Here is a 24,880-nt window from a genome sequence, read left to right on the forward strand (position 1 = left end):
CGTGCAGGAAGTCAGCATTCCGGGCCATGTCCGGACGCCGGGGACGGCGTTTAGGTTGCGGCGATGACGTTCCGGATCAGCTCAGCTCTCGCAGTCCTCGGCCTGCTGGCGGGAGTCACCGCCGTACCGACCGAGGCTGCCCCACCACCGATCCCGGTGCAGCTGTTCAGTCTCACCGATCTGCACGGCTACCTGTCCGAGACCGAGAACCTGACGATCGCCGGTCCGTCGGGGACCCAGCAGGTCGGCGGTGCGGCGTACCTGAAGGCGCATCTCGACCGGCTCCGGAAGCCGAACAGTTTCCTGATCGGGTCCGGCGACCAGTTCAGCGGCTGGCCCGACTACACGCAGGCCTTCGCGAACGAGCCGACCATCGAGGTTATGAACGCGCTCGGCCTGGACTTCGACGTCGCCGGGAACCACGAGTTCGACCGGGAGTTCCCGTTCCTGCGCCGGATGACGACAGGAGCCTGTTACGGCAAGCCCGGCTTCGACAGCTGTTTCAAGGACTCCACCGGCAAGAACTTCCACAGCACCGACTACGCCTACCACGCGGCGAACATCGTGGACCCCAAGAGCAAGCAGCCGGTGCTCCCGCCGTACTGGATCGCGAACGCGGGCTCGCAGCGGATCGGGTTCATCGGGCTGGGTTTCCCGGGGACGCCGACCGAGACACTGTCGATCAAGGGCTCGGGGTTCGAGTTCCAGGGCGTCGTCGAGGCGGCGAACCGGGCCGCGGCCGAACTGAAGGCGCAGGGCGTCAACGCGATCGTGGTCAGCATGCACGAGGGCGGCCAGCAGGGCGGCCTGTACGACGAGTGCAAGAACCCGACCGGTCCGATCTTCGACGCCGCGCGGGCGATCTCGCCGGACGTCGACGTGATCCTCGGCGGGCACTGGCACACCGCGTTCAACTGCATGGTCCCGGACCCGAACGGCGTACCGCGGCCGGTGCTGGAGGCGAGCAACCACGGGCGGGTGCTCGGCGAGGTGAACCTGTCGCTCGATCCGGCGACCGGCGAGGTGATCCGGTCCGCGACGACGGCGGTCAACCACGCGGTGACGAAGGACGTGACGCCGGATCCGGGCGTCCGGAAGATCGTGAAGTACTGGACGGACAAGTGGGCGGCGCGTCAGAAGGAGCCGATCACGAGGCTCGACCGGGACCTCGACTTCGCACCGAAAGCGGAGAGCCGAACGGGCAACCTCGTCGCGGACCTCTACAAGTCGGAGGCCGGCGGCGACTTCGCGCTGGTCCCGGCCGACCTCGGCGTCGACGTGATCGCGGCAGGCCTGAAGGCCGGAACCGTGACGTACGGCGACGCGTGGCCGGTCGCCGGGATCTCGCCGATCACCACGCAGTCGATGCAGGGCGCCACCGTCGAGCAGGTCCTGGAGCAGCAGTGGATCCCGCCGGCGTACGGCTGCACGCGCCTGTCCGCACTCGCCACCTCCGCGAACTTCCGCTACACGTACGACCTCGGCCAGCCGATCGGTGACCGCGTCAATCCGGCGAAGGTGCTGATCGACGGCAAGCCGTTGCAGCTCGACAAGACGTACCGCGTGACGACCAGCGCGGCGATGCCGTTGCACGGAGCGCAGTACGGCTATCCGGGCTTCCAGCAGTACAGGGACCTCACCCGGGCGCGGCGGATGGGGCAGGAGGTCTTCCTCAACTACCTGCGGACCCATCCGTTGCTCAAGGCACCGGCTCTGGGCCGGGTGACCGCGATCCCGGGTACGCCGCCGCCGTCCGACGGACCGTTCGGCCCGCTGGACTTCCTGCCGCAGAGCGAGATGACCGCGACCGCGACCAGCCAGGGCGGATCGGCGTACGGCGCGTCCGCGGCGATCGACGGCAACTGCGCGACGATGTGGCACTCGAACTGGAGCCCGCACGCACCGCTGCCGCAGTACCTCACGCTCGATCTCAAGAGCCCGCGCGCACTCCAGGCGCTCGTCTACACCCCGCGCCAGGACGCCGACGTACCGGACGGGCGGATCTCGTCGTACGACGTCCAGACCAGCACCGACGGTGTCACGTTCACCTCGGCCGTCAAGGGCTCGTGGGACGGCAGCGTCGAGGCGAAGATCGCCCGGTTCCCGGCCGGTACGACGGCCCGCTACGTGCGGCTGGTCGGGCTCGCGGGTGGTGCGGACTACGCGGCGGCAACCGAGCTCAATATAGCTCTAGCTCAGGGTTCCTGACCGCCCTCCGGTGGGCCGTCGGGGACATGCCGTACCGGCGGCCGAACTGGCGGCTCAGGTAGTGCGGTGAGTCGAACCCGACGGCCGCCGCGATCTGCGCGACGGACATGTCGGTGGCGCCGAGCAGCTCCGCGGCGCGCTGCAGCCGGAGCGCCAGTACGACGTTCATGATCGAGTCGCCCACCTGGTCCTTGAAGAGGTGGGCGAGGCGGGACACCGACACCTGCGCGAGGCCGGCCAGCGACGTCAACGTGTGCGGCCGCGCCGGGTCGGCGGTGATTGCCTCGAGCACCAGGTGGACCCGGGCGTCCAGCTGTTGCGTCTCGCGACGCAGGCTGGCGACCGCGGTCAGCAGCACCTCCTCGATGCCGTTCATCGTGAGCTCGGTCGCGACGCTCTTCTCCAGCAGGTGCAGCTCGGTGTCCCCGGTCGGCGACAGGCCGGCCCGCTGCGCGTCCCGGTGCAGGCGGTCGAACGCGGACACCACCCGGTCGGTCTCCGACGACCTGCTCAGCCGGACGTAGGACAGCCCGGGCATTGCCTGCGGCAACGAAAGCCACGAGTGCCACTCCCGGCGCGGCTGGAAGTGCGCCCACCACGACTCCCAGTACGTACCCACGGTCCCGTAGTCGTGCGGCGTCCCGGGACTGACCAGTACGACGTCCCCGTGGCGCAGCGTCAACTTGTTGTCGCCGAGCAGGTACCGGCCCGTCCCGGAGGCTGTGTAGAGCAGGTACCAGCTGCCCACACCGTCCGGCCGGACGACGCGGTAGTCGCCGCCGCTGTGGAAGTGCCCGGTCACCAGTTTGCTCGGCGGCGGGATCTCGCTGTACAGCTCGATCAGCACCTGGGTAGCAAGATCGTGCTCGAAGTCAGCAGGCTCCGTCATGGTCCATCTCCTCGTCGGCGCCCCAAGATTAGCGGCACAGCAGCAAGATCCTGCACCTCTAGTGAATCGAGGGATCCGTGCCCTTCCGCCCGGTCGCCGAGCTCGGCCACGACGCGCACACGCTGGTCTTCGAGCACGGCTGGCAGTCCTGGAGCCCGAGCGGCTGGTACCGGCTCGACGCGTCGCCGCCACGGCCGACCGCCCCGAACCACCACGTGATGGCGTACCGACCAGGCGTCGAGGCCGGCCGGTTCCAGGGCGAGGGTCTGCTCGCGGTGGCGAACAGCGACGAGGTCGTCGTGGTGTCCGCGCTCACCCCGGACGTCGTACCGTCGATCCGCGCGGAGGTTCACGGCGACAAGCTCGTGATCACCGCCGACGGCGACGTCGCGGTGAAGACCGGTACGCAGGCCAACCCGAACCAGGCACTCGCCGACTGGGCCGACACGTTCGGCGCCGGTGCGCCGCCGGTGCGCGTGTTCGGCCCGTCCTGGTGCAGCTGGTACGCGTACTGGGGCAAGGTCACCGAGCGGGACGTGATGGCCGACGTGCGGCAGTTCGACCAGCACGAGCTCAGCGTCGACCTGGTACTCCTCGACGAGGGGTACCAGTCGGCGATCGGCGACTGGCTGACGCCGCGCGACGACTTCGGGTCGACCGTCACGCTGGCCGCCGACATCCGCGCCGGCGGCCGCCGCGCCGGGATCTGGGTGGCCCCGTTCCTGGTCGCGGCCGGCAGCGAGACGGCCCGCAAGCACCCGGACTGGCTGGTTCCCGGGATCAGCGCCGGCACGAACTGGGGCGAGGAGCAACTGGTTCTGGACGTCACCCACCCGGGCGCCGCACGACACCTCACCGACGTGTTCACCGAGCTCTGCCGGCAGGGGTACGACCACTTCAAGCTCGACTTCGTGTACGCCGGCGCCATCGACGGGCCGCGGTACGAGCAGGTCGACGGCATCGCGGCGTACCGGCACGGGTTGCGACTGCTCCGGGAGGCGGTCGGGCCGAACCGGATCCTGCACGGCTGCGGCGCCCCGATCCTGCCGAGCCTCGGGCTGGTCGACTGCATGCGCATCTCCCCCGACACCGACCCGTTGGTCGATCCGCCGTCCGGCGACATCAGCCAGCCCGGTCAGCGCGGCGCCCGGTCCACGTCGGTGGCCCGCGAGTTCCTCCACGGCCGGTGGTGGGCGAACGACTCGGACTGCCTGATCGTGCGGCCGGACGTCCAGGAGCGGGAGATCTGGGCGCGGCACATCGAGGAGGGTCCCGGGCTGCGGATGTCCAGCGATCCGATCGCCGCACTCGACCGGTGGGCGCTCGACCGTACCCGCGAGCTGCTCGTCCCGAGCTCGCCGCGGCCGCACCCGCTGAAGGATCCCGATGCTTAGGCCGGCGCCCCGTACCCGACGCGGCGGACGGCACGGCCGCCAGACGGCCGCGGCGTACGCGCTCCTGGCCCCGAGCCTGGTCGGCGTGCTCGGTTTCCTGCTGGCGCCGGTGCTGATCGTGCTCGTGCTCAGCCTGTTCGACTGGAAGTTGCTCTCGACACCGGAGTTCATTGGCCTGGCCAATTATCGGAAGCTCTTCGCGGATTCCGACGTCTGGCACTCGCTGCTGGTCACGCTGTACTACGTCCTGATCTGCGTGCCCGGTACGACGATCCTGTCGCTGCTGCTCGCCCTGCTGGTGGATCGCAAGCTGCGCGGAATGAAGTACTTCCGGGCTCTGCTGGTGATCCCGTGGATGGCGACACCGGTCGCGCTCGGGCTGGTCTGGAGCTGGATCTTCGACCCCGGGCGTGGGGCACTGAACCAGTTCCTCGGGCTGTTCGGAATCCACGGCCCGGCGTGGCTGTCGTCGCCGGTGCTGGCGATGCCGAGCGTCGCGGCGGTGCACATCTGGCAGTTCGCCGGGTACAACATGCTGTTCTTCCTGGCCGGCCTGCAGAACATCCCGGCGTCGCTGCGCGAGGCCTCGTCGCTGGACGGCGCCTCCCCGGTCGCGCACTTCTTCACGATCACGCTCCCGCTGCTGCGGCCGACGATGCTGTTCGTGCTGATTACCAACGTGATCGGGTCGTTCCAGGCGTTCGACACGATCTTCGTGATGACCGAGGGCGGGCCGGGCCACAGCACCGAGGTCACGACGTACCAGATCTACGACGAGGCGTTCCACAAGTTCGATTTCGGCTACGCGTCGACGATCTCGGTGCTGCTGTTCGCGGTGGTGCTGGTCGCGACGATCTCCCAGTTCGTGTACTTCGAACGCCGTACCACCTACGAGGTGACCGGATGAAACTGCGCGTCTTCGTGTACGCCGTCCTCGTGATCGGCTGCGTGCTCGCGATCTTCCCGTACTTCCTGACCGTGCTCACCGCGTTCAAGGGCCCCGGGCAACTGTCCGCGACGATGCCGTGGGAGCCCGGGATCCCGCCCAGTACGGCGGCGTTCCACCGGCTGTTCGCGTCCGGGTTCGGCGGCTACCTGGTGAACACCGCGTTCGTCACGGCCGGGATCACGCTCGGGCAGGTGGTGTTCGCGGTGCTGGCGGCGTACGCGTTCGCGCGGCTGACGTTCCCCGGCCGGGACGCCCTGTTCTGGGTATATTTGTCGACACTGATGGTGCCGCCGGTGGTCACGATGATCCCGCTGTACCTCATGATGCAGAAGCTCGGCCTGGTCGACACGTGGGCCGGCCTGATGCTGCCGACGATGCTCGGTACGCCGTACGCGATCTTCCTGCTCCGCCAGTTCTTCCGCAGCATCCCCGCGGATCTGGAGGACGCGGCGCGGATCGACGGCGCCGGCCGGGTCCGCACCCTGGTGTCGATCGTGCTGCCGCTGTCGAAACCGATCCTGGTCACCGTCACCACCCTCGCCGTGGTGGCGAACTGGAACAGCTTCCTGTGGCCGCTGATCGTCACCAGCAGCGACGACAAGCGGCTGCTCTCGGTCGGGATCGCCTTGTTCAAGGGGGAGATCGGCGTCGACTACAACGCCGTGATGGCCGGCAGCCTGATCGCGCTGGCGCCGCTGCTCGTGCTGTTCGTCGTGTTCCAGCGCTTCATCGTCCGCTCGGTCGCGGTCACCGGGCTCAAGTAATCCGGAGGTACTGATGTCGTTGTCCAGAAGGACATTCCTGATCGGCGCGGGCAGCGTGCTCGCGCTCGCCGGCTGCGGCTCGTCGGACAACAAGGCGAGCAGCGGCGGCAAGGTCGAGCTGGTGTACCGGCTCTGGGACGAGCAGCAGGAGGTCGGCTACAAGGCCGTGTTCGCCGCGTTCACGGCCGAGAACCCGAACATCACCGTCCGGATGGAGGTGCTGCCGTGGGACCAGTACTGGACCAAGCTCACCACCGAGCTCGCGAGCGGCAAGGCGCCGGACGTGTTCTGGCTGACCGTCGACTACTTCCCGGACTTCGCGAGCAAGGGCGTGCTCGCGCCGCTCGACGACCTGATCTCGAAGGCCGGCCTGAAGCTCGCGTCGTACCACCCGAACGTCGTGCAGTCGTACAAGTTCGAGGACAAGCAACTCGGGATGCCGAAGGACATGGGCATCGTCGGTCTGCTCTACAACAAGACGCTGGTCGACAAGGCCGGGATCACGATGCCCGCCGAGCTGACCTGGGCGCCGGACGGGTCCGGAAGTTTCCTCGAGGTCGCTCGCAAGCTGACGGTCGGCGACAAGCAGTGGGGGTTCTGCTCCTGGAACCACAGCCAGACCCAGTGGCTGAACTGGATCGCCTCGAACGGCGGCCACGCGATGGACAAGCCGTACGGCACCTTCGACTTCAGCGGTGACAAGTCCGTCGAGGCGCTGCAGTTCGCCCGCGACCTGGTGTTCAAGTGGAAGGTGTCGCCCGACGGCACCCGGACGAACCCGCCGACCGGTCAGGCGACCGAGATGTTCTACCGCGGCGAGGTCGCGATGTTCCCGGCGAACAACGCGCTGCTGCCGTTCGCGCTGCCCGAGGTGAAGTTCCCGATCGGCGTCACGTCGATGCCCGCCGGACCCGCCGGCCGTACGGTCGTGATCAACGGCCTCGCCGAGGCGATGTTCGCGAAGACCAAGCACCCCGACGAGGCCGGCAAGCTGGTCACGTTCCTCGGCTCCGAGAAGGCCCAGCGCCTGATGGGCGACGCCGGCTACATCATCCCCGCGCTGAACGACGCCGGCGCCGGGTACAAGGCGTACTGGAAGAAGAAGGACATCGACGTCCAGCCGTTCATCGACTCCGCCGCCGGCAGCACCGTCAACCTCCCGATCGCCGAAGGCTGGACCGCCAAGTCCCCCGAAATCGACAAAACCGTCAACGACCTCTACCTGAACAAGGTCCCGGTCGCCGACATCGCCAAGTCCATGGACAAGATCGGAAACGACAAGTGAAAGAGCTGACCGACTCGTACGACGATGTCCTGGACGCCGAGGTGCTCCGGGCTCGGCTGGCGGCTGACGGGTATCTGTTCTTCCGGGGGCTGTTGCCGGTGGACGTGGTGGGGGATGTGCACGCGCAGCTGGCGCGGATCCTGTACGACAGCGACTGGTTGGACCGTGACGCGGACCCGGTTCGGCTGGTCGCGTCGGGGCGGGCGGTGGAGGAAGGGTCGGCCGGGTTCTTCGGGGCGTACACGGCGATCCAGAGCACCGAGGCGTTCCACCGGCTCGCCGTACGACCTGAACTGCTGGCGCTGGCCGGGCGGTTGCTCGGGGAGGAGGCGTTCGCGCATCCGGCGCACATCTGCCGGATCGCGCCACCGTCGCCCGGGGCGAACCCGACGCCGATACACCAGGACTACCGCTTCATCCAGGGCTGCGTGGACACCCTCACCACCTGGCTACCGCTGAGCGAGGCCCCGCCGGAGATCGGCGGGCTGCGGGTGTACGCCGGTTCGCCGCGGCTCGGCGTACTCCCGGTGAAGGCGTCCGACGGGCCCGGGATGATGCGCGCCGAAGCGGACGAGAACCACCCGGAGTGGCGGACCACGTCGTACCGGCCCGGGGACGTGCTCCTGTTCGGCAGCCTCACCGTCCACGGCGCCATGCCGAACCGCACGAACCGCCTGCGACTGTCGGCCGACTTCCGCTACCAGGCCCGCACTGCCCCGATGGCGCGCGACGCCCTCGGCACGGGCAAACCCCACTACCACCCGGACGTCCCCGACTTCCCCACCCTCACCCGAGGCTGGACCTCCACGGACTGCGTCGAGATCCCACCCGGCGTGAACTTCGTCGACCGCTGGGACCCCCGCGTGGACGACGTACCGACACCGCCGTCACGCTTCGCGTACATCTGAGGTCCGCACCTACGGACGGATGACGACCTTGCCGCGGGCGTGGCCGGATTCGCTGAGTGCTTGGGCTTTGCCGGCATCTGCCAGGGCGAAGGTGTCCGCGATGCGGATGGTGAGGTTGCCGTCCGCGGCTGCTCGGAGCTGGGCGGCGAGGGCGGTGCGGATCTCCTCGGGGGAGGCCGTGCCGCCGCCGGACGTCTGGATGCCGAGCTCAGCCGCGCCGAAGTCGGCGATCGTGACGATCCGTTCGGTGCCGCCGCGGAGTTCGATCGACTCCTGCAGACCGCCCTTGCCGGCGGTGTCGAACACCGCGTCCACACCCTGCGGAGCCGCCTCCCGGACGCGCTCCAGCAGTCCGTCGCCGTACCCGACCGGGATCGCGCCGATCGAGCGCAGGTACTCGTGGTTCGCGGGTGAGGCCGTACCGACGACCGTCAGCCCGGCGGCCTTGGCGAGCTGTACGGCGACCGACCCGACCGCGCCGGCCGCGCCGTGGATCAGGATGGTCTCGCCGGACCGTACGCCGAGCAGGTCGAGCACCCGCTGCGCGGTCTCGCCGGCCACCGGTACGCCGACCGCCTGTTCCCAGCTCAGCCCGGCAGGCTTGCGCGCCAGGTTCCCACCGAGGGCGTACTCCGCGTACGCACCGCCCTCCGACCAGCCGACCACCTCGTCGCCGACCGCGAACGCGGCACCGTCCCCGGCCTCGTCCACCACCCCGGCCACCTCGAACCCCGGGACGGCGGGGAACTTCGCCGGCGCGAAGTCCTTCGTGAAGCCACGCCGGATCTTCGTGTCGTACGGGTTCACCCCGGCCGCCCGGACCTTGATCCGCACCTGGCCGGGACCGGCGTGCGGCTCCGGCACGTCCTGCACCTCGAGTACCTCAGGACCGCCGTACTCCGAGAACACCACAGCCCGCATCGCGCCCGCCTCCAAGAATGAGTTGTTGCCACAAGAAAAGCCGACGCCGCCGCCCGGCATTCCCGGACGGCGGCGCGAGGCGTGTTGCGATCAGTTCTCTTCGAGGCGCGGGAACAGCGGGTCGCCCTTGGTCAGCGTCGCTCCGGCCGGCAGCTGACCCCAGGTCCCGGCGTCCTGCACCCGCTGGTCCGCCAGCGCTCCGAGCTTGTCCTCAGCCCCGAGCAGCGTCCACAGTTTCGCGGACGACTTCGGCATCGTCGGGTTGTGCAGTACGGCCACGGCCCGCAGTACCTCGGCCGCCGAGTACAGGATCGTCGCGAGCCGCGCCCGCTGGGACTCGTCTTTCGCGACCTTCCACGGCTCCTGCTCGGTGACGTACCCGTTGACCGCGCCGACGAGCTCGTTGATCGCGGCCAGCGCGTCCTGGAACGCGAGCGTGTCCAGCGCCTTGTCAGCGGTCACCACGGTGTGCGCGAGCTTGTCTGCGAGCGCCTGCTCGGCCGGACCGTGGTCGGTCGGCTCGGGCAGTACGCCGTCGAAGTACTTGCCGACCATCGCCGCGATCCGGCTGGCCAGGTTGCCGAGGCCGTTCGCGAGCTCGGAGGTGTAGACGGCGCTCAGGTGCTCCCACGAGAACGACCCGTCGGACCCGAACTGGATGGTCCGGAGGAAGTAGTACCGGAAGGCGTCCGAGCCGAAGTGGTCGGTGATTTCGTGCGGCGCGATCGCGGTCAGCTTCGACTTGCTCATCTTCTCGCCGCCGACCAGCAGCCACCCGTGCGCGAAGACCTGGCGCGGTACGGCGACCCCGGCGGCCATCAGCATCGCCGGCCAGATCACCGCGTGGAACCGGAGGATGTCCTTGCCGACCAGATGCACGTCGACCGGCCACAGCTCCTCGAACCGCTCCGGGTCGGTGCCGTACCCCGCCGCGGTCACGTAGTTCAGCAGCGCGTCGATCCACACGTACAGGACGTGGTCCTCGTCCCACGGCACCGGGATGCCCCAGTCGAACGTCGACCGGGTGATCGACAGGTCCTGCAGGCCCTGCTTGACGAACGCGATCACCTCGTTGCGCGCACTCGAGGGCGCCACGAAGCCGGGCTGCGACTCGTACAGCTCGAGCAGCTTGTCGGCGTACGCCGAGAGCCGGAAAAAGTAGTTCGTCTCGGAGACCGTCTCCAGTTCGGTGCCGTGGATCATGCACCGCTGGGTCCCGTCCTCGTCGGTACGGATGTCCGCGGGGAGCTTGAACTCCTCGCAGCCCACGCAGTACAGGCCCTCGTACTCGCCCTTGTAGACGTCGCCCTTGTCGTACAGCGTCTGCCAGAACTCGCGGACCCGCTCGGTGTGGCGCTGCTCGGTGGTCCGGATGAAGTCGTCGTACGCGATGTCGACGTCCACCCAGGCCGGCTTCCAGGCCTCCTCGACGAGCTTGTCGGTCCACTCCTTCGGCGTCATGCCCTGGGCCTGCGCGCTGCGCATCACCTTCTCGCCGTGCTCGTCGGTACCGGTCAGGTACCACTTGCGCTCGCCGCGCTGGGCGTGCCAACGGGTCAGGACGTCCCCGGCCACCGTCGTGTACGCGCTGCCGATGTGCGGCGCGGCCGTGACGTAGTAGATCGGGGTGGTGACGTAATAGGCCTTCTCGGACATGCCTTAAAGAGTAGTGCCCCGGTTAACCCGGATTACGCGCGGCCAGTACGGCGTCGTACACGGTCCGCTTCGGGACGTTGAAGCGCTTCGCGACGTCGGAGATCGCCTGCTTACGCGGCGTACCGGCCTCCTCGTCGACCGCGACCTCCCGGGCGAGGTCATCCGCCGTCATCACCTTGTCCGGGTTCGCGCCCGCGACGACGACCGTGATCTCGCCCCGGACACCCTCCGAGGACCACGTGACCAGCTCGTCGAGCCGCCCCCGCTTGACCTCTTCGTACGTCTTCGTGAGCTCCCGGCACACCGCCGTACGACGATCCGCGCCGAACGCCTCGGCCATCGCCTCCAGCGAGGCGGTCAGCCGGTGCGGCGCCTCGAAGAACACCATCGTCCGCGGCTCGTCCTTCAGCTCCCCGAGCCGCCGCCCCCGCTCCCCGGCCTTCCGCGGCAGGAACCCCTCGAACGTGAACCGGTCCACCGGCAGCCCGCTCAGCGCCAACGCGGTCAGCACCGCCGACGGCCCCGGTACGGCGGTCACCACCACGTCGGCGTCGACGGCCGCCGCGACCAGCCGGTACCCCGGATCCGACACGCTCGGCATCCCCGCGTCCGTCACCACGACCACGGTCTGCCCTTCGCGCAACGCCGCGAGCAGCTCCGGCGTCCGCTCCCGTTCGTTCCCCTCGAAGTACGAGAGCACCCGTCCGCTCAGCTGGATCCCCAGCTCGGCCGTCAGCCGCCGCAGCCGCCGGGTGTCCTCCGCGGCCACCACATCAGCCTCGGAAAGCACTCTCCCCAACCGCGGCGAAGCATCCGAAACGTCCCCGATAGGAGTCCCCGCAAGAACCAATCGCCCGGTCATCGGGCCATCATCCCAGCCGTTCCGGCCGACGGGGGGAGGCGGTCGGACCGGGGGGTCCGTAGCATGGCGGGCGTGGCTGCTGTGATCGAGGACGGGACCGTCCGGCGGAGCGAGGCTGAGGACGACCGCGAGATGCTCGGGCGGGACGTGCTCGGCAGGCGGCTGCCGCCGCTCAGGGACCGGCTGTATCCGGCGATGCCGCGGGATTTCGACGGCGGCTGGATCGCCACGCTGGCGATCACGCTGGTGGCCGGCATCCTGCGGTTCTGGCACCTGAGTACGCCGGTGAAGTTCGTCTTCGACGAGACGTACTACGCCAAGGACGCCTTCAGCCTGCTCAAGTTCGGGTACGCGCGGCAGTTCATCGACCAGCCGGAGGGGGCCGCCGACAAGGCGATCCTGGCCGGCAACCTGGACGTCTTCAAGGACACCCCGAGCCTGACCGTGCACCCCGAGGTCGGCAAGTGGATGATCGCGGCCGGTGAGCAACTGTTCGGGATGAACACGTTCGGCTGGCGGTTCATGCCGGCCTTGTTCGGCACGCTGACCGTGCTGCTGCTGATCCGGACGGTCCGCCGGATGACCCGCTCCACGCTGATCGGCGCGATCGCGGGCCTCCTGCTCGCGGTCGATGGACTGTCCTTCGTGATGTCCCGGGTCGCGCTGCTCGACATCTTCCTGGCGTTCTGGCTGGTGGCGGCCACCTCGTGCCTGGTCTGCGACCGGGACTGGACCCGCCGGCGGCACGCCGAGACCCTGGACAAGCCGGTCGAGGACGGCGGGCGCCGTACGATCGGCCGCTGGCTGCTCGTCCGGCCGTGGCGGATCGCGGCCGGCGTCTGCTTCGGCCTCGCCTGCGGCACCAAGTGGTCCGCGATCTGGACGCTGGCCGCGTTCGGCATCCTGGCGTTCGCCTGGGACTTCGGCGCCCGGCGCGCGCTCGGCGTTCGGTTCGCGTTCGTGAAGTCCGCGCTGGTGGACGGCATCCCGGCGTTCGTCAGCCTGGTGCTGGTGGCCGCGGTGACGTACGTCGCGACGTGGACCGGCTGGCTGCTGCACGACAACTCGTACGACCACAACTGGGCGGCGAGCAACCCGGCGCACGGCGTGATGAAGGTGGTCCCGGACGACTTCCGGTCACTGCTCGAGTACCACAAAGAGGTCTACGCGTTCCACACCGGCGACTACATCAAGCACGCCACCCACCCGTACCAGTCGAACCCGGCGGGCTGGCCGATCATCGCGCGGCCGATCGGGTTCGACGCGGTCAACGACATCAAGCCCGGTACGCCGGGGTGCGACGTCCCGGCCGGTCAGACGTGTCTGCAGGTGATCTCTGCCCTCGGGACGCCGCTGCTGTGGTGGGGCGGCGCGCTCGCGCTGATCGCGGCGCTGGTGCTGTGGATCAGTACCCGCGACTGGCGGTTCGGCGTACCTGTCATCGGGTTCGTGACCTGTTGGGCGCCGTGGTTCGCGTACGACCAGAGACCGATCTTCTTCTTCTACGCGGTGACGATGATCCCGTTCACCGTGATGGCGCTGGCGCTGGTCCTCGGCAAGATCCTCGGCCCGGCGCGGGCAGTGGTGAGTTCAGGCCTCAGTACCGCGACCCCGCGCCGGCTGATCGGCAGCGCGGCGGTCGGCGCGTTCGTCGTACTGGTCGTGCTGAACTTCGCCTACATCTGGCCGATCCTGACCGACAAGGTGCTCCCACACCAGGACTGGCTCAGCCGGATGTGGTTCAAGTCCTGGATCTGACCGCGTAGTCGACGTCCCCGAACGGCCAGCGGGTGGCCAGCCAGTCGCTGACCGCGTCGTACAGCTCCACGTCCAGCCCGGCCCGTGTGGCGGTCACCCACGAACGGACGTCGGTAACGGCGGAGTCCTTGCGCGACGGGTAGATGTACAGGCAGCCGATCACGACGTCGTCGGGGTCGAGCACTGTGTACGTGAAGCCGCGGCGCGCGGCGAAGTCGTCCGCGTGCCGCCGGAGATCACCGAGGTTGGCCTCCAGCGACATCCCGTCCACCGGCGGCCAACTGCCGCCGAACCCCGGCGTCGAGCGGATGTGCTCGATACTGCCGGTCCACGCGGCGTAGTCCGCGTCGTTGTGCTGCGGCCCCAACGGCTCCAGCCGGAACCGGGGCGTGCTCAGCTCGAGCGGTACGTCGAAGTCGGGGGGTACGAAGTCGGCCATGACGGCAGGCTACGAGCGAAGGTACGCCGCCGCATCCGATTAGTGCAGCTCGTGGCGGTTGCGGTGCTTGAACTTCTTGCCGTGGCGCTTCGCCGACGACTGCCCGCCGACGCCGCCGAACAACGCGAGGCCCTTGATCACGACGGTCGGCGCGTTCGGGTCCGGGGCGTCCGAGCCCTGCGCGGCGAAACCGCCGAAGATCCCGATCCCCTCGTTCCGCACGGTCACGCCCTCCGGCACGGTGATGTCGATCCCGCCGAACACCGCGACCGCGTAGATCGTCACCTCGCGGCCCTCGAACACCGCGTCGGTCATGTCCAGGTCGTGCCCGCCGAAGACGGCGAGCGCGTTCGTCCGGCGCTTCACCCGCCAGCGGCCCTTCCGCTCCCCGCCGCCGAAGATCGCCACCAGGTTGTCCTGGCTCGCGGCCGGGTCGGCCGGTTCCTCGATCGGGACCAGGCTGGTCGACGCGGCCGCGGCCGGCTGTGTCATCGGGGCGATCGGCGCGGCCTGGCCCGGCACGATCAGGTCCCGGGTGATCGGCTCCAACTCGCCGAGCGTCTTCGCCTGCAGCGTCTGCTCCAGCCGGTCGGCGTGCTCGTCCTGCGTCAACCGCCCCGACATCAGGGCATCCCGCAGTACATCGACGACCTGGTCGCGATCCACGTCGGACGCCCGCAGATGCGCGTGCGGATGCGGGTTGTCGGGCAGGTTCTCCATAAAACGGAACGATATATCGAGTACAGGCTCGTGAAACCCCCGTGACAACCCTGAACCTCCCCCTGGTTCGCGCCGGTTTGCGGAGACAAATTCGCGCCCAGCGCCGGAAAAGTTCCGGAAAGCGGTCAGCGGCGGACGCGGAGCGCGCAGCCGGCCGCGACGAGGGTGAGCGCGGCGAAGGTGAGCGCCGTACCGGGGTAGCCGCCGAGGCCGAGGCCGAGTCCGCCGAGCGCGGCGCCGAGGAACGTCCCGAGGCTCATGCCCGCCGCGTTGACGCTGAGCGCCGAGCCGCGGAGGTCACCGCTGCGCCGGACCAGCAGCGTGGTGACGCAGGCGGCGACAGTGGCGTGGCCGGCGCCCATCGCCGCGGTCAGCGCGAGCGTCAGCGGAAGGCTGGACGAGAAGTAGAACGCCGTGACCGCGACCAGCGCGACGACGACGCCGATCAGCAGCAGCCGCTCGGTCCACGCGCGGTCGGTGGCGAGGTACCGGCCGGCGAGCAGGTTGCCGAGGAAGAACGACGCGCCGCTCAGCGACCAGACCAGCGCGAACCACCCCGGCGAGAGGTCGAACCTGTCGTCGTAGAAGGCGGCGAGATAGGCGAGGTACCCCATGAACGCGGCGGTCCGGAGCATCGCCACCGCGAGCAGCGGAACGGCGCCCGGGATCCGCGCGAGTTCGCGGTACGTCGCCAGGTAGCTGACGCGCTGCTTGCCCGTCGTCGGCGCTGTCCGGCCACGTCCGCGGACGAAGAAGGCGACCGACAGGATCAGCGCGATCGCCGCCGCGGCCAGCAGGTTGCCGCGCCAGCCCCAGATCAGCCCGGGCCCGGCGAGCACCGGGGCGGCGAGCATCGCCATCGCGCTGGTGGTCGCCGACACCAGGGTCGCCGCCCGGCCGGCCGCGGCCGGGGACCGGAAGCGGTCCGCGGCCGCGGCGCCGATCGACGGCGCCAGGATCGACGTCGACGCGCCGATCAGCAAGCAGAACGCGGCCACTGCGAACACGTTGCCCACGGCACCCAATGCGGCGGAGACGCCGAGCAGCGCGAGACCGCCCGCGGCGACCAGTTCCCGCGGTACGCGGTCCATCAGCGGGGCCAACGTCACGCCGACCGCGAGCGCCGCGAGACCGCCGAGGCCGCGGAGGCCGCCGATCTCCGCGACGCTGCCGCCCGCGGCCTCGGAGATCGGCACCAGGTACATGCCGAAGACCGTGAACGGGATCAGGCTCACGGTCGAGGCGAGCAGGAACGGCCAGAGCCGCTTGGCCATGCGGAGGTCGCCCGGTACTTCGGCGGTGAGCTGCTGCGTGGTCATGTATCCGTCCTGTAGCGGTAGAGGCTGCTCGGGCGGGAGCTGAACTGGGAGAAGGGGAACGGCTCCGCGGACAGCGCGGTGACGCCGGCACCGAGGAAGGCCCGGGCCACCGCGCTTCCGGTCTGGGCGTAGATCGCGAGCGGTTTCGCTTGCTCGCGGCAACTCCGGAGCAGTACGTCGAAGCTGCCGTTGGACAGCGTCATCCCGGTGGCGACGACCGCGTCGGCGGCGTCGATCACCTCGCGCATGTCCCGGGCGACCGGCAGCCCGGAGGCGGTCTCGCGGAGGTTGAAGTCGCACGGGAGACAGACGCCGCCGCGCTCGGTGATCGCGTCGACGAGCGGGTTGACCACCCCGATCAGCGCCACTTTGGTGCCTTCGGCAACATCCAGGAGACCCGCCACGGCGGCGTCGCGGGCCTTCGCGCGGACGTCCGGCGTACCGGCGGGCAGGACGACTTCCTCGGCGTACGGCGAGGTGTGGTGCGGCTGGACCGCGGCCAGGTAGGCGTCGAGCGCGGCGATCCGGACGGGCAGCGGGTCGTCGGAGGTGAGTACGTCGGCCAGCGTGCGTCCGGAGGTGTCCGCGCAGTACGCCGGGTCGAGCTCGCCGGCCTCGAAGGAGCAGGCGCCGAAGACCTCTCCGACGCGCAGTAGGACGTAGTAGTTGCGGTAGGTCACGTCGGCGCCGGGGAGGCGGGTGGTGTGGTGCAACCAGAACGCGCTGGTGACGTCGAAGTCCGCGGGTGACGGCCTGCCGGCGAGGACGGAGGCGGTGAGCTCGGCAACGGTCATGGGCCAGCCTTTCGGGGTTGTACAGCACATCTTAATGCGACGGAGTCGCAGATGGAACCTGCTGATGGCCGGCCCGGGCGGACTCCCGGCGGTCCCAGGACATCGCAGACCACGGCACCGCGAGCTCGTCCAGCGAGTCGATCTCCCGGGGCCGCATCGACGCCATCGGCCGCGCCTCGGCATGCCGGGCGAACGCGGACTCGACGTACCGCGTGCCGGTGTCCGCCGCCAGGAAGACGTGTTTCCGCCCGCGGTCGCAGTTGTGCTCCCAGGCCGCGGACAGGTACGCCGCGCCCGCCGACAGCCCCGCGAACACCCCGGACGTCCGGAGCAGGTCCACCGCCGCGGACATCGCGTACTCGAACGAGACCCAGTGCATCCGGTCGTACAGCTCGTGCCGCACGTTCCGGAACTCGATCGAGCTGCCGATCCCGGCGATGATCATCTCCGGGTCCTGCGTGTGCCCGGCCCCGAACGTCACGCTCCCGAACGGCTGCACGCCGACCAGGTTCACGTCCCGCCCGCTCTCCCGCAGGTACGCCGCGATCGCGCCGGTGGACGCGCCCGTACCGACGCCGCCGACCAGGCACAGCGGCCCGCTCGGCACCAGCGACGCGACCAGGTCCGCGACCGCGCGGTACCCGAGGTAGTGGACGTCGTCGTGGTACTGCCGCATCCAGTGGTACGTCGGGTTGTCGCGCAGGATCTCGCCGATCCGGCGGACCCGGAGGTTCTGGTCGAGCTGCAGGTTGTTCGACGACGGCACCTGTTCGACCGTCGCGCCGAGGATCTCGAGCTGGATCTTCAGCGTCCGGTCGACCGTGGTGGATCCGACGATGTGGCACTTCATCCCGTACCGGTGGCAGGCCAGCGCGAGCGCGTGGGCGTAGATCCCGCTCGAGCTGTCGATCAGCGTGTCGCCCGGGCGGACCTGCCCGCTGTCGAGCAGGTGCCGGACGGCGCCGAGCGCGGAGTACACCTTCATGGTCTCGAACCGCAGGCAGATCAGGTCGTCCACCCGGATCGGATCAGGATCCTTGATCGCCTCCGCGAAATGCTCGTGGAGGTGGTCGTGCAGTCGCGTCATCGGCGCGGTTCGCTCCTCAGGTCGATGGGTGCGGGCGGAGATATCCGGGCGGCAGCGACCAACTGCCTTGTCAGGTCGTGCCGCGGGTCGGTCGTCAGCGTGGCCGGCGGGCCTTGTTCGACCACGTGGCCGGCGTCGAGAACCATGACCTCGTCCGCGACGGCGGCGACCAGCCCCAGGTCGTGGCCGATCCAGAGCAACGCCGTACCGCGGTCCCTCAGTTCGCCCAGCAGGTCGAGGACGAGCGCCGTACCGCGGTCGTCGAGGGCGGTGGTGATCTCGTCGCAGATCAGCACGTCAGGGTGCGCCAGGACGGCGCGGGCGAGGGCCGCGCGCTGGAGTTCGCCACCGGACAGCCGGCTGGGCGGGCGGGCGGCGGTGATCGCGGCGACGCCCAGGCGGGCGAGAGTGGCGACTGCCTCGGCGTGGGCCTGGTCCGGGGCGAGACCGCGGAGGCGTTCCGCCGTACGGGCGACCTGCCGGTCGACGGGGTGGCGCTCGTCGAAGGAGCCCCGGACCTCCTGCCAGACGTACTGCACGCGGCGATGCTGGTCGCGGGTGCGTTTGCGGAGTACGGGAAGTGCGGCGTCGTCGAGGAGGATCGTGCCGGTGTGGCGTTCGTGCAGGCCGGCGAGGCAGCGGGCCAGGGTGGTCTTGCCGCTGCCGGAGCGGCCGACGATGCCGAGGCAGCTGCCGGCACGGACCGTGAGGTCGATGTCGCGCAGTACGGGGCTGCGGCGCTGGGTGGCTGACAGGTTCATTGCCTTGAGCAACGGTTGGGCCGGGGTGGAGGTTCCCAGGTGCGGCCGGTCGGTTGCTGCCGGGAGCGTGTCGGAGAGGACGCGGCCGGCGTCGAGGACGACGACGCGGGTGGCGAGGGCACGGACCAGGTCCAGATCGTGGCTGAGCAGCAGGATGCCGAGGCCGGAGGCGGCCAGTTCGCGCAGCTCGTGGACGAGATGCAGCCGGGTGATGGAGTCGAGCCCGGTGCTCGGCTCGTCCAGGATCAGCACCTTCGGCCGGCAGGTCAACGTCTGTGCAAGCGCCACCCGCTGCCGCTGCCCACCCGAAAACTGATGCGGAAACCGCTTGAGGGTCGCGCGTTCGGCCGACAGTTGCGCGGCCCGCAGAGCCGCCTCCGGGTCGCCTCCGTGCAGCTTCCCCAACTCCCGCAAGGTCGCCCCGATCCGCCTTGCCGGGTTGAGCGCACTCCCCGGATGCTGTGGCATGTACGCCACCACCCGCCCCCGAACGTCGACCCCGGTCACCCCGTTGCCGTCGACAACCACCTCCCCGGACACCTCAACCCGCCCCGCCGGCCGAACCCCCTCCCCGAACTCCCCCAGCAACGCCAACGCGGCCGTGGTCTTCCCGGCCCCAGAAGCCCCCACCAACGCCGTCACCTCCCCCGCCACAACCTCGAACGAGACCCCATCCACCAACGTCAGCCCACCAACCCGCGCCGACAACCCCTCAACCCGAACCAGCGCCTCCCCCACGGAGTGCCGCCGCTCAACCCGGGGTGTCGGCTTGTTGGGTTCGTCCGCCTGCGGGTGGCCCATCATCTTGGGGTCTCCACAGGACGGCGGGAGTGGTGGACCAGGTGGTCGGCGAGGAGGTTGAAGCCGAGGGTGAAGGAGACGAGGAGGAACGCGGGCGCGAGGACCGACCAGGGCTGGAGCAACAGGCCCTCGCGGTTGCGGGAGACGGTCACGGCCCAGTCGGGCGCGGTCGGGCTCAGGCCGAGGCCCAGGAAGTTGACCGAGGCAACGAGGAACACGGCCAGCGTGATCCGGGTGCCGAGGTCGGCGGCGACCGGCCCGAGCACCGAGCGTCCGACGTACCCGAGCTGGATCCGCACCCAGGACTCCCCCTGCATCCGGAGCGCCTCGACCACCGGTCCGCTGGCGGCGTCGAGCGCGGCCGCGCGGACCAGCCGGGCGACGGTCGGCACGTTCAACAGCGCGACGGTCACGGTGATCGCCACCGCGGAGGCCCGCCAGCCGACCGCGACCACGCTGATCACGAGCAGCGACGGCAACGGCAGCAGTACGTCGAGGGGCCGCATCAAGACCTCGTCCAACCACCGGTGACGGGTGGACGCGGCCGTCAGCCCGATCGCCCCGCCCACGACGTACGCCAGTACCACCGCGCCGAGCGCCATCCCCAGCGCGGACCGTCCCCCGACCAGCAACAGCCCGAACACGTCCCGCCCCAACCCGTCCGTCCCGAGCACGCCCTGGGACGAGTACGGCAAGCCCTCGCGAGCGTCGTACGGCACGAACGGCCCGAACACGGCGACAACCAACGGCACCACGACAAGCCCCACCGCGACGCGCCTCATCGGAGCAGCTCCGAGCGCGGGACCAGCCGGTTGCAGACGAGGTCCGCCGCCAGATTGATCACCAGCGCGGCAACGGCCAGTACCAGCGTGAGCCCTTGCACCACAGGCACATCGCGATTCTCCACCCCGTCGACCAGCGCCGTGGCGAACCCCGGAATCGCGAAGACGGCCTCGACCACCAACACCCCGCCGAGCAGGGTGTCGCCGGTCCGGGCCAACTCCTGCACCCCGGGAACGGCCGCGTTCGGCAGCACATGCCGCAACAGCAACTGCCGTCGCGGGACCCCGAGCCGCCGGGCCTGCACCACATACTGCGCCTGAAGCGCCGCCACCGTCCCCGCCCGCACCTGACGCGACAGAAGGCAGACAGTACGACCGAGCAACACGGCGACCGGCAGGATCAGCAACGCCGGCGAGGCGAGCAGGTTCCCACCGACCCACGTCGCCGGCAACCACCCGAGTCTCAACGCGAACACCGCCACGAGCAGCACCGCGATCACGAAGTCAGGGATCGCCGACAGCGCCACTGTCACCGAGGTGAGCGCGCGATCGATCCGCCCTCCCTCGTGTGTCCCCATCACGATGCCCAGGGCAACGGCCAGCGGTACGACGACCGCCAGCGTGGCGACCGTGAGCACCAGCGTCGCGCCGATCGACCCGCGCACGATGCCCGCGACCGGTCCCCCGCTGATCAACGACGTACCGAGGTCACCCGTCAGCACGTTCCCCAGCCAGTGCACGAACCGCTCGACCGGCGGCTGATCCAGTCCGAGCTCGGCCCGCAGAGCGGCGACCTGCGAAGGGGTCAGGGTCTCGGTGAACCGCAGGTCGGCCGCGTCACCCGGCAGCAATGAGGTCAGCGCGAACACCAGCACCGAGAGCACAGCCAGCTGCACCACCGCGAGCAGCGCCCGCTGGACTGCGTAGGCCCGCATTCAGGCCAGCCACACCTTGTCGAACCGGCCCTGGTCCAAGGTGTTCGGCGGCGCTGCCTGCACCCCCTGCACCTTCGCCGAGACCGCCACCAGATAGTCCGGCAACCCCCAGGCGAGGATCCCGCCCTCGTCACGCAACGTCTTCTGCAGTGCGCCGTACCGCCGCGACCGATCACGCTCGTCCGTCGTAGAACGCGCAGCCGCGAAGGCCGCGTCGAACGCGGGCCGCCGCCAGTGCGTGACGTTGAACGGCGAATGCGACAGCAACCGATCGGTCAGGTACTGCGGGATCGGCATCGCGCCGGACCGATGGTTGCCGATAGCCCCCTTCGTCAGCAGGTCCTTGGCGTAGGTCTGCGGACTCCCGGTCGTCACCTTCAACCGCACCCCGGCCTCGGCCACCTGCTCGGCGAACAACGTCGCCGCCACCACGAACCCGGCCGACGCGTCCGCGGTGAAGATCTCCACCTGTTTCCCGGCCAGACCGGCCTTCGCCAGCAACGCCTTCGCCCGATCCACGTCCCGCTCCCGCACGGGCAGCTCGGCCGGATAGTACTGATATCCCTTGCCGAAGAGGTCGTTTCCCACCTCCCCGCGCCCGGCGAGTACGACGTCCACCAGCCGCTGCCGGTCCGCGAGCAGCTTGAACGCCAGCCGTACGTCGGGGTTGTCGAACGGCGGCTGGTCGACCTTCATCACGAACGCCTGCATCGTGCTCGCCTTCGCGGCCACGATCCGCAGGGTCTTCCCGGCCTCGGCGGTCCGCGCGAACGTCGCGGTCATGTCGTTCGCGTACTCCGCCTGCCCGCCCTGGACCGCGTTCGCCCGGGCGTCGGAGTCGGCGGACAGGATGTGCAACTCCTCGATCCGTGCCGGCCCGTCCCAGTAGTCGTCGTACCGGGAGGCGACCATCGAGCGGCCGGCCTCGAAAGACACGTACCGGAATGCGCCTGTTCCAACGGGTTTCGACGGATCCTCGAACCCGTTGCGGACGATCTGCGTGCCGATGCCGGCGAGCAGCGCGGGGAACTCGGCGTTCGGCTCGGTCAGCACCAGCTCGACCGTCGACGGGCCGATCGCCTTGCTGCGCTTGAGATCCAGCGTCCCGAGCGAGGACTGCGCGACCCGGTCCGGTACGGCGGGATCCGCGATCCGGCTCAGGCTGTACAGCACGTCGTCGGCGACCAGCTTGGCGCCGTCGTGGAACGTCGCGTCGCGCAGCGTGAAGCGCCAGGTGGTCGCCGTACCGTCGTGGTCCCACCTGGCGGCGAGCCGCGGGACCGGCTTCAGGTCCGGGCCCAGCTCGACGAGCTTCTCGTAGATCGCCTTGTGCCGCGCGATGTCCACGAACAGGCTCTGCACGTGCGGATCCAGCACTTCCTTCGCCCCGCCGCCCGCGTACACGGCCCGCAACCGCCCGCCCTGCTTCGGCTCCGCGGTCGCCGCCCCACAACCCCCGACCGCCGCCAGCCCGACCGCGCCGGCCATCCCCAGGAACCCACGCCTACCCAAAGCCTCGGACACGCGCCACATCCTCACCTTAGTGAAAACGATTGTCAAATCCAGCGCGCATCCGGACCGCCTTCATTCTTTCCGGCCAGCGGCGCCGATCGCTCTCCGTAACGGCGTGTCAGGGCGTCCTACTCGGCGCAGTCAGCAGGGCTGCAGGTGCTGGGGAGCTGACTGGCAATGCGGTCGAGCAGTGTGGTGAGTTGGGCCTGCTCGGAGGTGGTGAGGCGGTCGAAGAAGTAGTTGCGGACTGCTTCGACGTGGTCCGGGGCGGCGGCGTCGATGGCCTTGCGGCCGAGGGCGGTGAGGCGGACCATCGAGCCGCGGGCGTCCGAGGTGCACTCCTCGCGGCAGACCAGGCCGCGCTTCTCCATCCGGCTGACCTGGTGGGAGAGCCGGCTGCGTTCCCACCCGACCGAACGGCCGAGGTCGCGGGTCCGGAGCACCCCGTTCTCGGCCTCGGACAGCGGGTGCAGCAGGGCGTAGTCGGCGCCGGAGAGCCCGGAGTTGCCGATCATCCGCGCCTCGAGCGCGCGCATCAGCTCGCGATGCGTGTCGCGGTACGTCTGCCAGAGCCGCGCCTCACGCTCGTCAAGCCACTCCGTCATAGTTAGATTGTACGGACGGACGTTGACATGTCACGGAGTACGGGAGAGCGCGACGGCGAGGCCGATCGTGCCCGCCATCACCGCGAGTTCGAGGACCGCGAGTTGCCGGAACGCCGCCGGGTCGCCGGTCGCGAGCCGCGGCAGGCTGCTCCGGCGGTGCTGCCAGCCGATGAACACCAGCACCGCGAACGCGAGCGTCTTCCCCAGCACCAGCACGCCGTACCCGCTCGTCACCCACTGCGTGATCAGCCCCCACCCTCCCTGCCGTCCGTCCAGGTGGATCTCCGCGGTGAGCAGCCCGGTGACCCCCATCGTCACCGCGCACACGAACGCGAGCCTGCTGAACAACTCGACCGACTCCCGCGACCGTGTGTAGAGCAGTACGGCGCCGAGCCCGCCGACCCACGCGGTCGCGGCGACGACGTGGACGACGAGCGACACGGTCGCGAGCACCGACCACAGATTCGTGCGGTCGATCGCGCCGTGCCCGGTGAGCAGCGGGCCGATCAGCGCCGCGACCGTCAGTACGGCGGCCGCCCGGGCAGTCCGCAGCGTCTTCGTCCCGCTCAACACGACGGCGAGTACGGCGGTGAGCACGACGGCGACCGCCAGCGCGCGCACCTGACTGAGCCGCCCGGCCGAGTCCGCATGCTCCGCCAGGTGGGACAGCGGGACGCCGAGGATCACGGTCGCGGTCGCGATCAGCCCGCCGATGCTGGCGACCGCCCAGATCCCGGCGGCGAGCGCCGCGTCCTGACAGGCACGCAGCGCCTTGCCGCCGAGCTTTCCTTCGGTGGCCGGCAGGAACAGCACGACCGCGACAACGGCACCGCCGGTCGCCACCGCGGCCGCGTCGGCGAGGATCCGCAGTACCGGAACCGCCCAGGACACCCCGAGACCCGCGCCAAGCAGTCCGCTCACCGGCTTCTGCGGCGCGCCGCCGCCGGCGAACAACGCGGCCACCATCACAACGATGCCGACGGCAACCAGCCCGCCGATCGCCTGCGGACGTCTCATGACGCCGGACGGCGGCGGACGATCACCACGGCCAGCGCGACCACGACCAGCATCACCAGGCACATCGCGACGATCGTGACCGTGTTCGAACCGCCCCCGGACGGCGAGCTCGCCGGCGTCCCGGCGGCGGGCTCGGTCGCGGGGTGCCCGGCGTGGGTCACCGTGAAGGCACCGGAGACCTCGACCGGGTGGCCGTCGGCGGAGACCACCCGGGCCTCGACCGTGTACTTGCCGGCCTCGACCATCGCGCCGACCGGCTGCGTGACGGTGTTGTCGATCACCTGCACGTCCCCGCTCGCGACGTCCTTGCCGCTCGGCGACTTGACCTGGACCTGGGTCCCGTCGGAGCCGACCGGCTCGTTGAAGGTCAGCACCACCTTGGCCGGCGGCGCGGCCATCGACGAACCGTCGGCCGGCGTCATCGACTCGAGTTTGGCGTGCGCCGCCGCCACGCCGGCGGTACCCGCCAGCATGAACAGCGACGCCACCAGTACTGCGATCAATCGGCGCACGG

The 24,880-nt window shown here is 69.9% G+C and carries 23 protein-coding genes; 7 read left to right on the forward strand and 16 right to left on the reverse strand.

Going from position 1 to position 24,880, the window contains the following annotated elements; genetic code table 11:
• Positions 1–63 precede the first annotated feature (63 nt).
• Positions 64–2,208: a discoidin domain-containing protein gene (locus AB0M51_RS32645; RefSeq protein WP_344192495.1), complete on the forward strand. Its 2,145-nt coding sequence runs from the start codon at positions 64–66 to the stop codon at positions 2,206–2,208.
• On the opposite strand, the gene AB0M51_RS32650 is transcribed toward AB0M51_RS32645, so the two are convergent.
• On the reverse strand, positions 2,180–3,097 hold the full coding sequence (locus tag AB0M51_RS32650; protein ID WP_344192493.1) for a helix-turn-helix domain-containing protein: 918 nt from the start codon (positions 3,095–3,097) through the stop codon (positions 2,180–2,182). The two genes, AB0M51_RS32645 and AB0M51_RS32650, sit on opposite strands and share 29 nt — an antisense overlap.
• 77 nt (positions 3,098–3,174) lie before the next feature.
• Here AB0M51_RS32650 and AB0M51_RS32655 point away from each other — a divergent pair, with 77 nt between their 5' ends.
• From AB0M51_RS32655 to AB0M51_RS32675, 5 genes are read left to right on the forward strand one after another with little or no spacing between them, the layout of a single operon-like run.
• Complete coding sequence (locus AB0M51_RS32655; protein ID WP_344192491.1) at positions 3,175–4,491, forward strand: glycoside hydrolase family 36 protein; 1,317 nt, start codon at positions 3,175–3,177, stop codon at positions 4,489–4,491.
• Positions 4,484–5,398: a sugar ABC transporter permease gene (locus AB0M51_RS32660; RefSeq protein ID WP_344192489.1), complete on the forward strand. Its 915-nt coding sequence runs from the start codon at positions 4,484–4,486 to the stop codon at positions 5,396–5,398. Before AB0M51_RS32655 ends, AB0M51_RS32660 begins: the two co-directional genes overlap by 8 nt.
• The gene (locus AB0M51_RS32665; RefSeq protein ID WP_344192487.1) at positions 5,395–6,204 is read left to right on the forward strand and encodes a carbohydrate ABC transporter permease; all 810 of its coding nucleotides are present in this window, start codon (positions 5,395–5,397) and stop codon (positions 6,202–6,204) included. The genes AB0M51_RS32660 and AB0M51_RS32665 overlap by 4 nt, the downstream gene beginning before the upstream one ends.
• Before the next feature lie 13 nt (positions 6,205–6,217).
• Positions 6,218–7,489 (forward strand): sugar ABC transporter substrate-binding protein, encoded by a 1,272-nt coding sequence (locus tag AB0M51_RS32670; RefSeq protein ID WP_363751823.1) that lies wholly within the window; start codon positions 6,218–6,220, stop codon positions 7,487–7,489.
• Positions 7,486–8,397: a phytanoyl-CoA dioxygenase family protein gene (locus AB0M51_RS32675; protein WP_363751825.1), complete on the forward strand. Its 912-nt coding sequence runs from the start codon at positions 7,486–7,488 to the stop codon at positions 8,395–8,397. Before AB0M51_RS32670 ends, AB0M51_RS32675 begins: the two co-directional genes overlap by 4 nt.
• Positions 8,398–8,406: 9 nt before the next feature.
• On the opposite strand, the gene AB0M51_RS32680 is transcribed toward AB0M51_RS32675, so the two are convergent.
• From AB0M51_RS32680 to rsmI, 3 genes are all read right to left on the reverse strand, one after another.
• On the reverse strand, positions 8,407–9,318 hold the full coding sequence (locus AB0M51_RS32680; protein WP_363751827.1) for an NADP-dependent oxidoreductase: 912 nt from the start codon (positions 9,316–9,318) through the stop codon (positions 8,407–8,409).
• A 90-nt stretch (positions 9,319–9,408) separates the two neighbouring features.
• On the reverse strand, positions 9,409–10,974 hold the full coding sequence (gene metG, locus AB0M51_RS32685) for a methionine--tRNA ligase (RefSeq protein WP_363751829.1): 1,566 nt from the start codon (positions 10,972–10,974) through the stop codon (positions 9,409–9,411).
• 22 nt (positions 10,975–10,996) lie between these two features.
• Positions 10,997–11,836, reverse strand: a complete 840-nt coding sequence (rsmI, locus tag AB0M51_RS32690) for a 16S rRNA (cytidine(1402)-2'-O)-methyltransferase (RefSeq protein WP_344192477.1) — start codon at positions 11,834–11,836, stop codon at positions 10,997–10,999.
• 195 nt (positions 11,837–12,031) lie between these two features.
• On the opposite strand from rsmI, the gene AB0M51_RS32695 reads away from it, so the two are divergent.
• Complete coding sequence (locus AB0M51_RS32695) at positions 12,032–13,594, forward strand: phospholipid carrier-dependent glycosyltransferase (protein WP_344193516.1); 1,563 nt, start codon at positions 12,032–12,034, stop codon at positions 13,592–13,594.
• Here the strand turns inward: AB0M51_RS32695 and AB0M51_RS32700 are convergent.
• The 12 genes from AB0M51_RS32700 to AB0M51_RS32755 all read right to left on the reverse strand — a co-directional run bounded on the left by AB0M51_RS32700 (position 13,578) and on the right by AB0M51_RS32755 (position 24,878).
• Entirely contained in the window at positions 13,578–14,033 is a 456-nt protein-coding gene (locus tag AB0M51_RS32700) for a hypothetical protein (protein WP_344192475.1), read from the reverse strand. The genes AB0M51_RS32695 and AB0M51_RS32700 overlap by 17 nt on opposite strands.
• Positions 14,034–14,072: 39 nt before the next feature.
• Positions 14,073–14,753 carry a DUF1707 domain-containing protein gene (locus tag AB0M51_RS32705; RefSeq protein WP_344192473.1) on the reverse strand — a complete coding sequence of 227 codons (681 nt, stop codon included), beginning with the start codon at positions 14,751–14,753 and terminating at the stop codon, positions 14,073–14,075.
• 125 nt (positions 14,754–14,878) lie between these two features.
• Positions 14,879–16,072: an MFS transporter gene (locus tag AB0M51_RS32710; protein ID WP_344192471.1), complete on the reverse strand. Its 1,194-nt coding sequence runs from the start codon at positions 16,070–16,072 to the stop codon at positions 14,879–14,881.
• On the reverse strand, positions 16,069–16,866 hold the full coding sequence (locus AB0M51_RS32715; RefSeq protein ID WP_344192469.1) for a DUF364 domain-containing protein: 798 nt from the start codon (positions 16,864–16,866) through the stop codon (positions 16,069–16,071). The genes AB0M51_RS32710 and AB0M51_RS32715 overlap by 4 nt, the downstream gene beginning before the upstream one ends.
• A 31-nt stretch (positions 16,867–16,897) precedes the next feature.
• Positions 16,898–17,953: a pyridoxal-phosphate dependent enzyme gene (locus AB0M51_RS32720; protein WP_344192467.1), complete on the reverse strand. Its 1,056-nt coding sequence runs from the start codon at positions 17,951–17,953 to the stop codon at positions 16,898–16,900.
• Positions 17,950–19,452, reverse strand: coding sequence for an ATP-binding cassette domain-containing protein (locus AB0M51_RS32725; protein ID WP_363752378.1), 1,503 nt, complete (start codon positions 19,450–19,452; stop codon positions 17,950–17,952). Before AB0M51_RS32725 ends, AB0M51_RS32720 begins: the two co-directional genes overlap by 4 nt.
• Positions 19,453–19,514: 62 nt before the next feature.
• Positions 19,515–20,297 (reverse strand): ABC transporter permease subunit, encoded by a 783-nt coding sequence (locus AB0M51_RS32730; protein ID WP_344192462.1) that lies wholly within the window; start codon positions 20,295–20,297, stop codon positions 19,515–19,517.
• Positions 20,294–21,232, reverse strand: coding sequence for an ABC transporter permease (locus AB0M51_RS32735; RefSeq protein WP_344192460.1), 939 nt, complete (start codon positions 21,230–21,232; stop codon positions 20,294–20,296). Before AB0M51_RS32735 ends, AB0M51_RS32730 begins: the two co-directional genes overlap by 4 nt.
• Positions 21,233–22,756, reverse strand: coding sequence for an ABC transporter substrate-binding protein (locus AB0M51_RS32740; protein WP_363751835.1), 1,524 nt, complete (start codon positions 22,754–22,756; stop codon positions 21,233–21,235).
• 116 nt (positions 22,757–22,872) lie between these two features.
• A complete protein-coding gene (locus AB0M51_RS32745) occupies positions 22,873–23,349 on the reverse strand; it encodes a MarR family winged helix-turn-helix transcriptional regulator (RefSeq protein WP_344192455.1) in 477 nt (158 codons plus the stop codon).
• A gap of 30 nt (positions 23,350–23,379) precedes the next feature.
• The gene (locus AB0M51_RS32750) at positions 23,380–24,366 is read right to left on the reverse strand and encodes a CopD family protein (protein WP_344192453.1); all 987 of its coding nucleotides are present in this window, start codon (positions 24,364–24,366) and stop codon (positions 23,380–23,382) included.
• Complete coding sequence (locus tag AB0M51_RS32755; protein ID WP_344192450.1) at positions 24,363–24,878, reverse strand: copper resistance CopC family protein; 516 nt, start codon at positions 24,876–24,878, stop codon at positions 24,363–24,365. Before AB0M51_RS32755 ends, AB0M51_RS32750 begins: the two co-directional genes overlap by 4 nt.
• Between the last annotated feature and the right edge of the window lie 2 nt (positions 24,879–24,880).

This window comes from Kribbella sp. NPDC051137 (genome assembly GCF_040682535.1).
Taxonomy (GTDB): Bacteria; Actinomycetota; Actinomycetes; order Propionibacteriales; family Kribbellaceae; genus Kribbella; species Kribbella karoonensis.

What these genes read in the sequence shown, in the direction of transcription:
- AB0M51_RS32715 (WP_344192469.1), bottom strand. Translation starts at nt 16,866, where the DNA reads ATGACCGTTGCCGAGCTCACCGCCTCCGTCCTCGCCGGCAGGCCGTCA.
- rsmI (WP_344192477.1), bottom strand. Translation starts at nt 11,836, where the DNA reads ATGACCGGGCGATTGGTTCTTGCGGGGACTCCTATCGGGGACGTTTCG.
- AB0M51_RS32645 (WP_344192495.1), top strand. Translation starts at nt 64, where the DNA reads ATGACGTTCCGGATCAGCTCAGCTCTCGCAGTCCTCGGCCTGCTGGCG.
- AB0M51_RS32680 (WP_363751827.1), bottom strand. Translation starts at nt 9,318, where the DNA reads ATGCGGGCTGTGGTGTTCTCGGAGTACGGCGGTCCTGAGGTACTCGAG.
- metG (WP_363751829.1), bottom strand. Translation starts at nt 10,974, where the DNA reads ATGTCCGAGAAGGCCTATTACGTCACCACCCCGATCTACTACGTCACG.
- AB0M51_RS32670 (WP_363751823.1), top strand. Translation starts at nt 6,218, where the DNA reads ATGTCGTTGTCCAGAAGGACATTCCTGATCGGCGCGGGCAGCGTGCTC.
- AB0M51_RS32695 (WP_344193516.1), top strand. Translation starts at nt 12,032, where the DNA reads ATGCCGCGGGATTTCGACGGCGGCTGGATCGCCACGCTGGCGATCACG.
- AB0M51_RS32700 (WP_344192475.1), bottom strand. Translation starts at nt 14,033, where the DNA reads ATGGCCGACTTCGTACCCCCCGACTTCGACGTACCGCTCGAGCTGAGC.
- AB0M51_RS32650 (WP_344192493.1), bottom strand. Translation starts at nt 3,097, where the DNA reads ATGACGGAGCCTGCTGACTTCGAGCACGATCTTGCTACCCAGGTGCTG.
- AB0M51_RS32745 (WP_344192455.1), bottom strand. Translation starts at nt 23,349, where the DNA reads ATGACGGAGTGGCTTGACGAGCGTGAGGCGCGGCTCTGGCAGACGTAC.
- AB0M51_RS32735 (WP_344192460.1), bottom strand. Translation starts at nt 21,232, where the DNA reads ATGCGGGCCTACGCAGTCCAGCGGGCGCTGCTCGCGGTGGTGCAGCTG.
- AB0M51_RS32750 (WP_344192453.1), bottom strand. Translation starts at nt 24,366, where the DNA reads ATGAGACGTCCGCAGGCGATCGGCGGGCTGGTTGCCGTCGGCATCGTT.
- AB0M51_RS32660 (WP_344192489.1), top strand. Translation starts at nt 4,484, where the DNA reads ATGCTTAGGCCGGCGCCCCGTACCCGACGCGGCGGACGGCACGGCCGC.
- AB0M51_RS32710 (WP_344192471.1), bottom strand. Translation starts at nt 16,072, where the DNA reads ATGACCACGCAGCAGCTCACCGCCGAAGTACCGGGCGACCTCCGCATG.
- AB0M51_RS32705 (WP_344192473.1), bottom strand. Translation starts at nt 14,753, where the DNA reads ATGGAGAACCTGCCCGACAACCCGCATCCGCACGCGCATCTGCGGGCG.
- AB0M51_RS32665 (WP_344192487.1), top strand. Translation starts at nt 5,395, where the DNA reads ATGAAACTGCGCGTCTTCGTGTACGCCGTCCTCGTGATCGGCTGCGTG.
- AB0M51_RS32730 (WP_344192462.1), bottom strand. Translation starts at nt 20,297, where the DNA reads ATGAGGCGCGTCGCGGTGGGGCTTGTCGTGGTGCCGTTGGTTGTCGCC.
- AB0M51_RS32720 (WP_344192467.1), bottom strand. Translation starts at nt 17,953, where the DNA reads ATGACGCGACTGCACGACCACCTCCACGAGCATTTCGCGGAGGCGATC.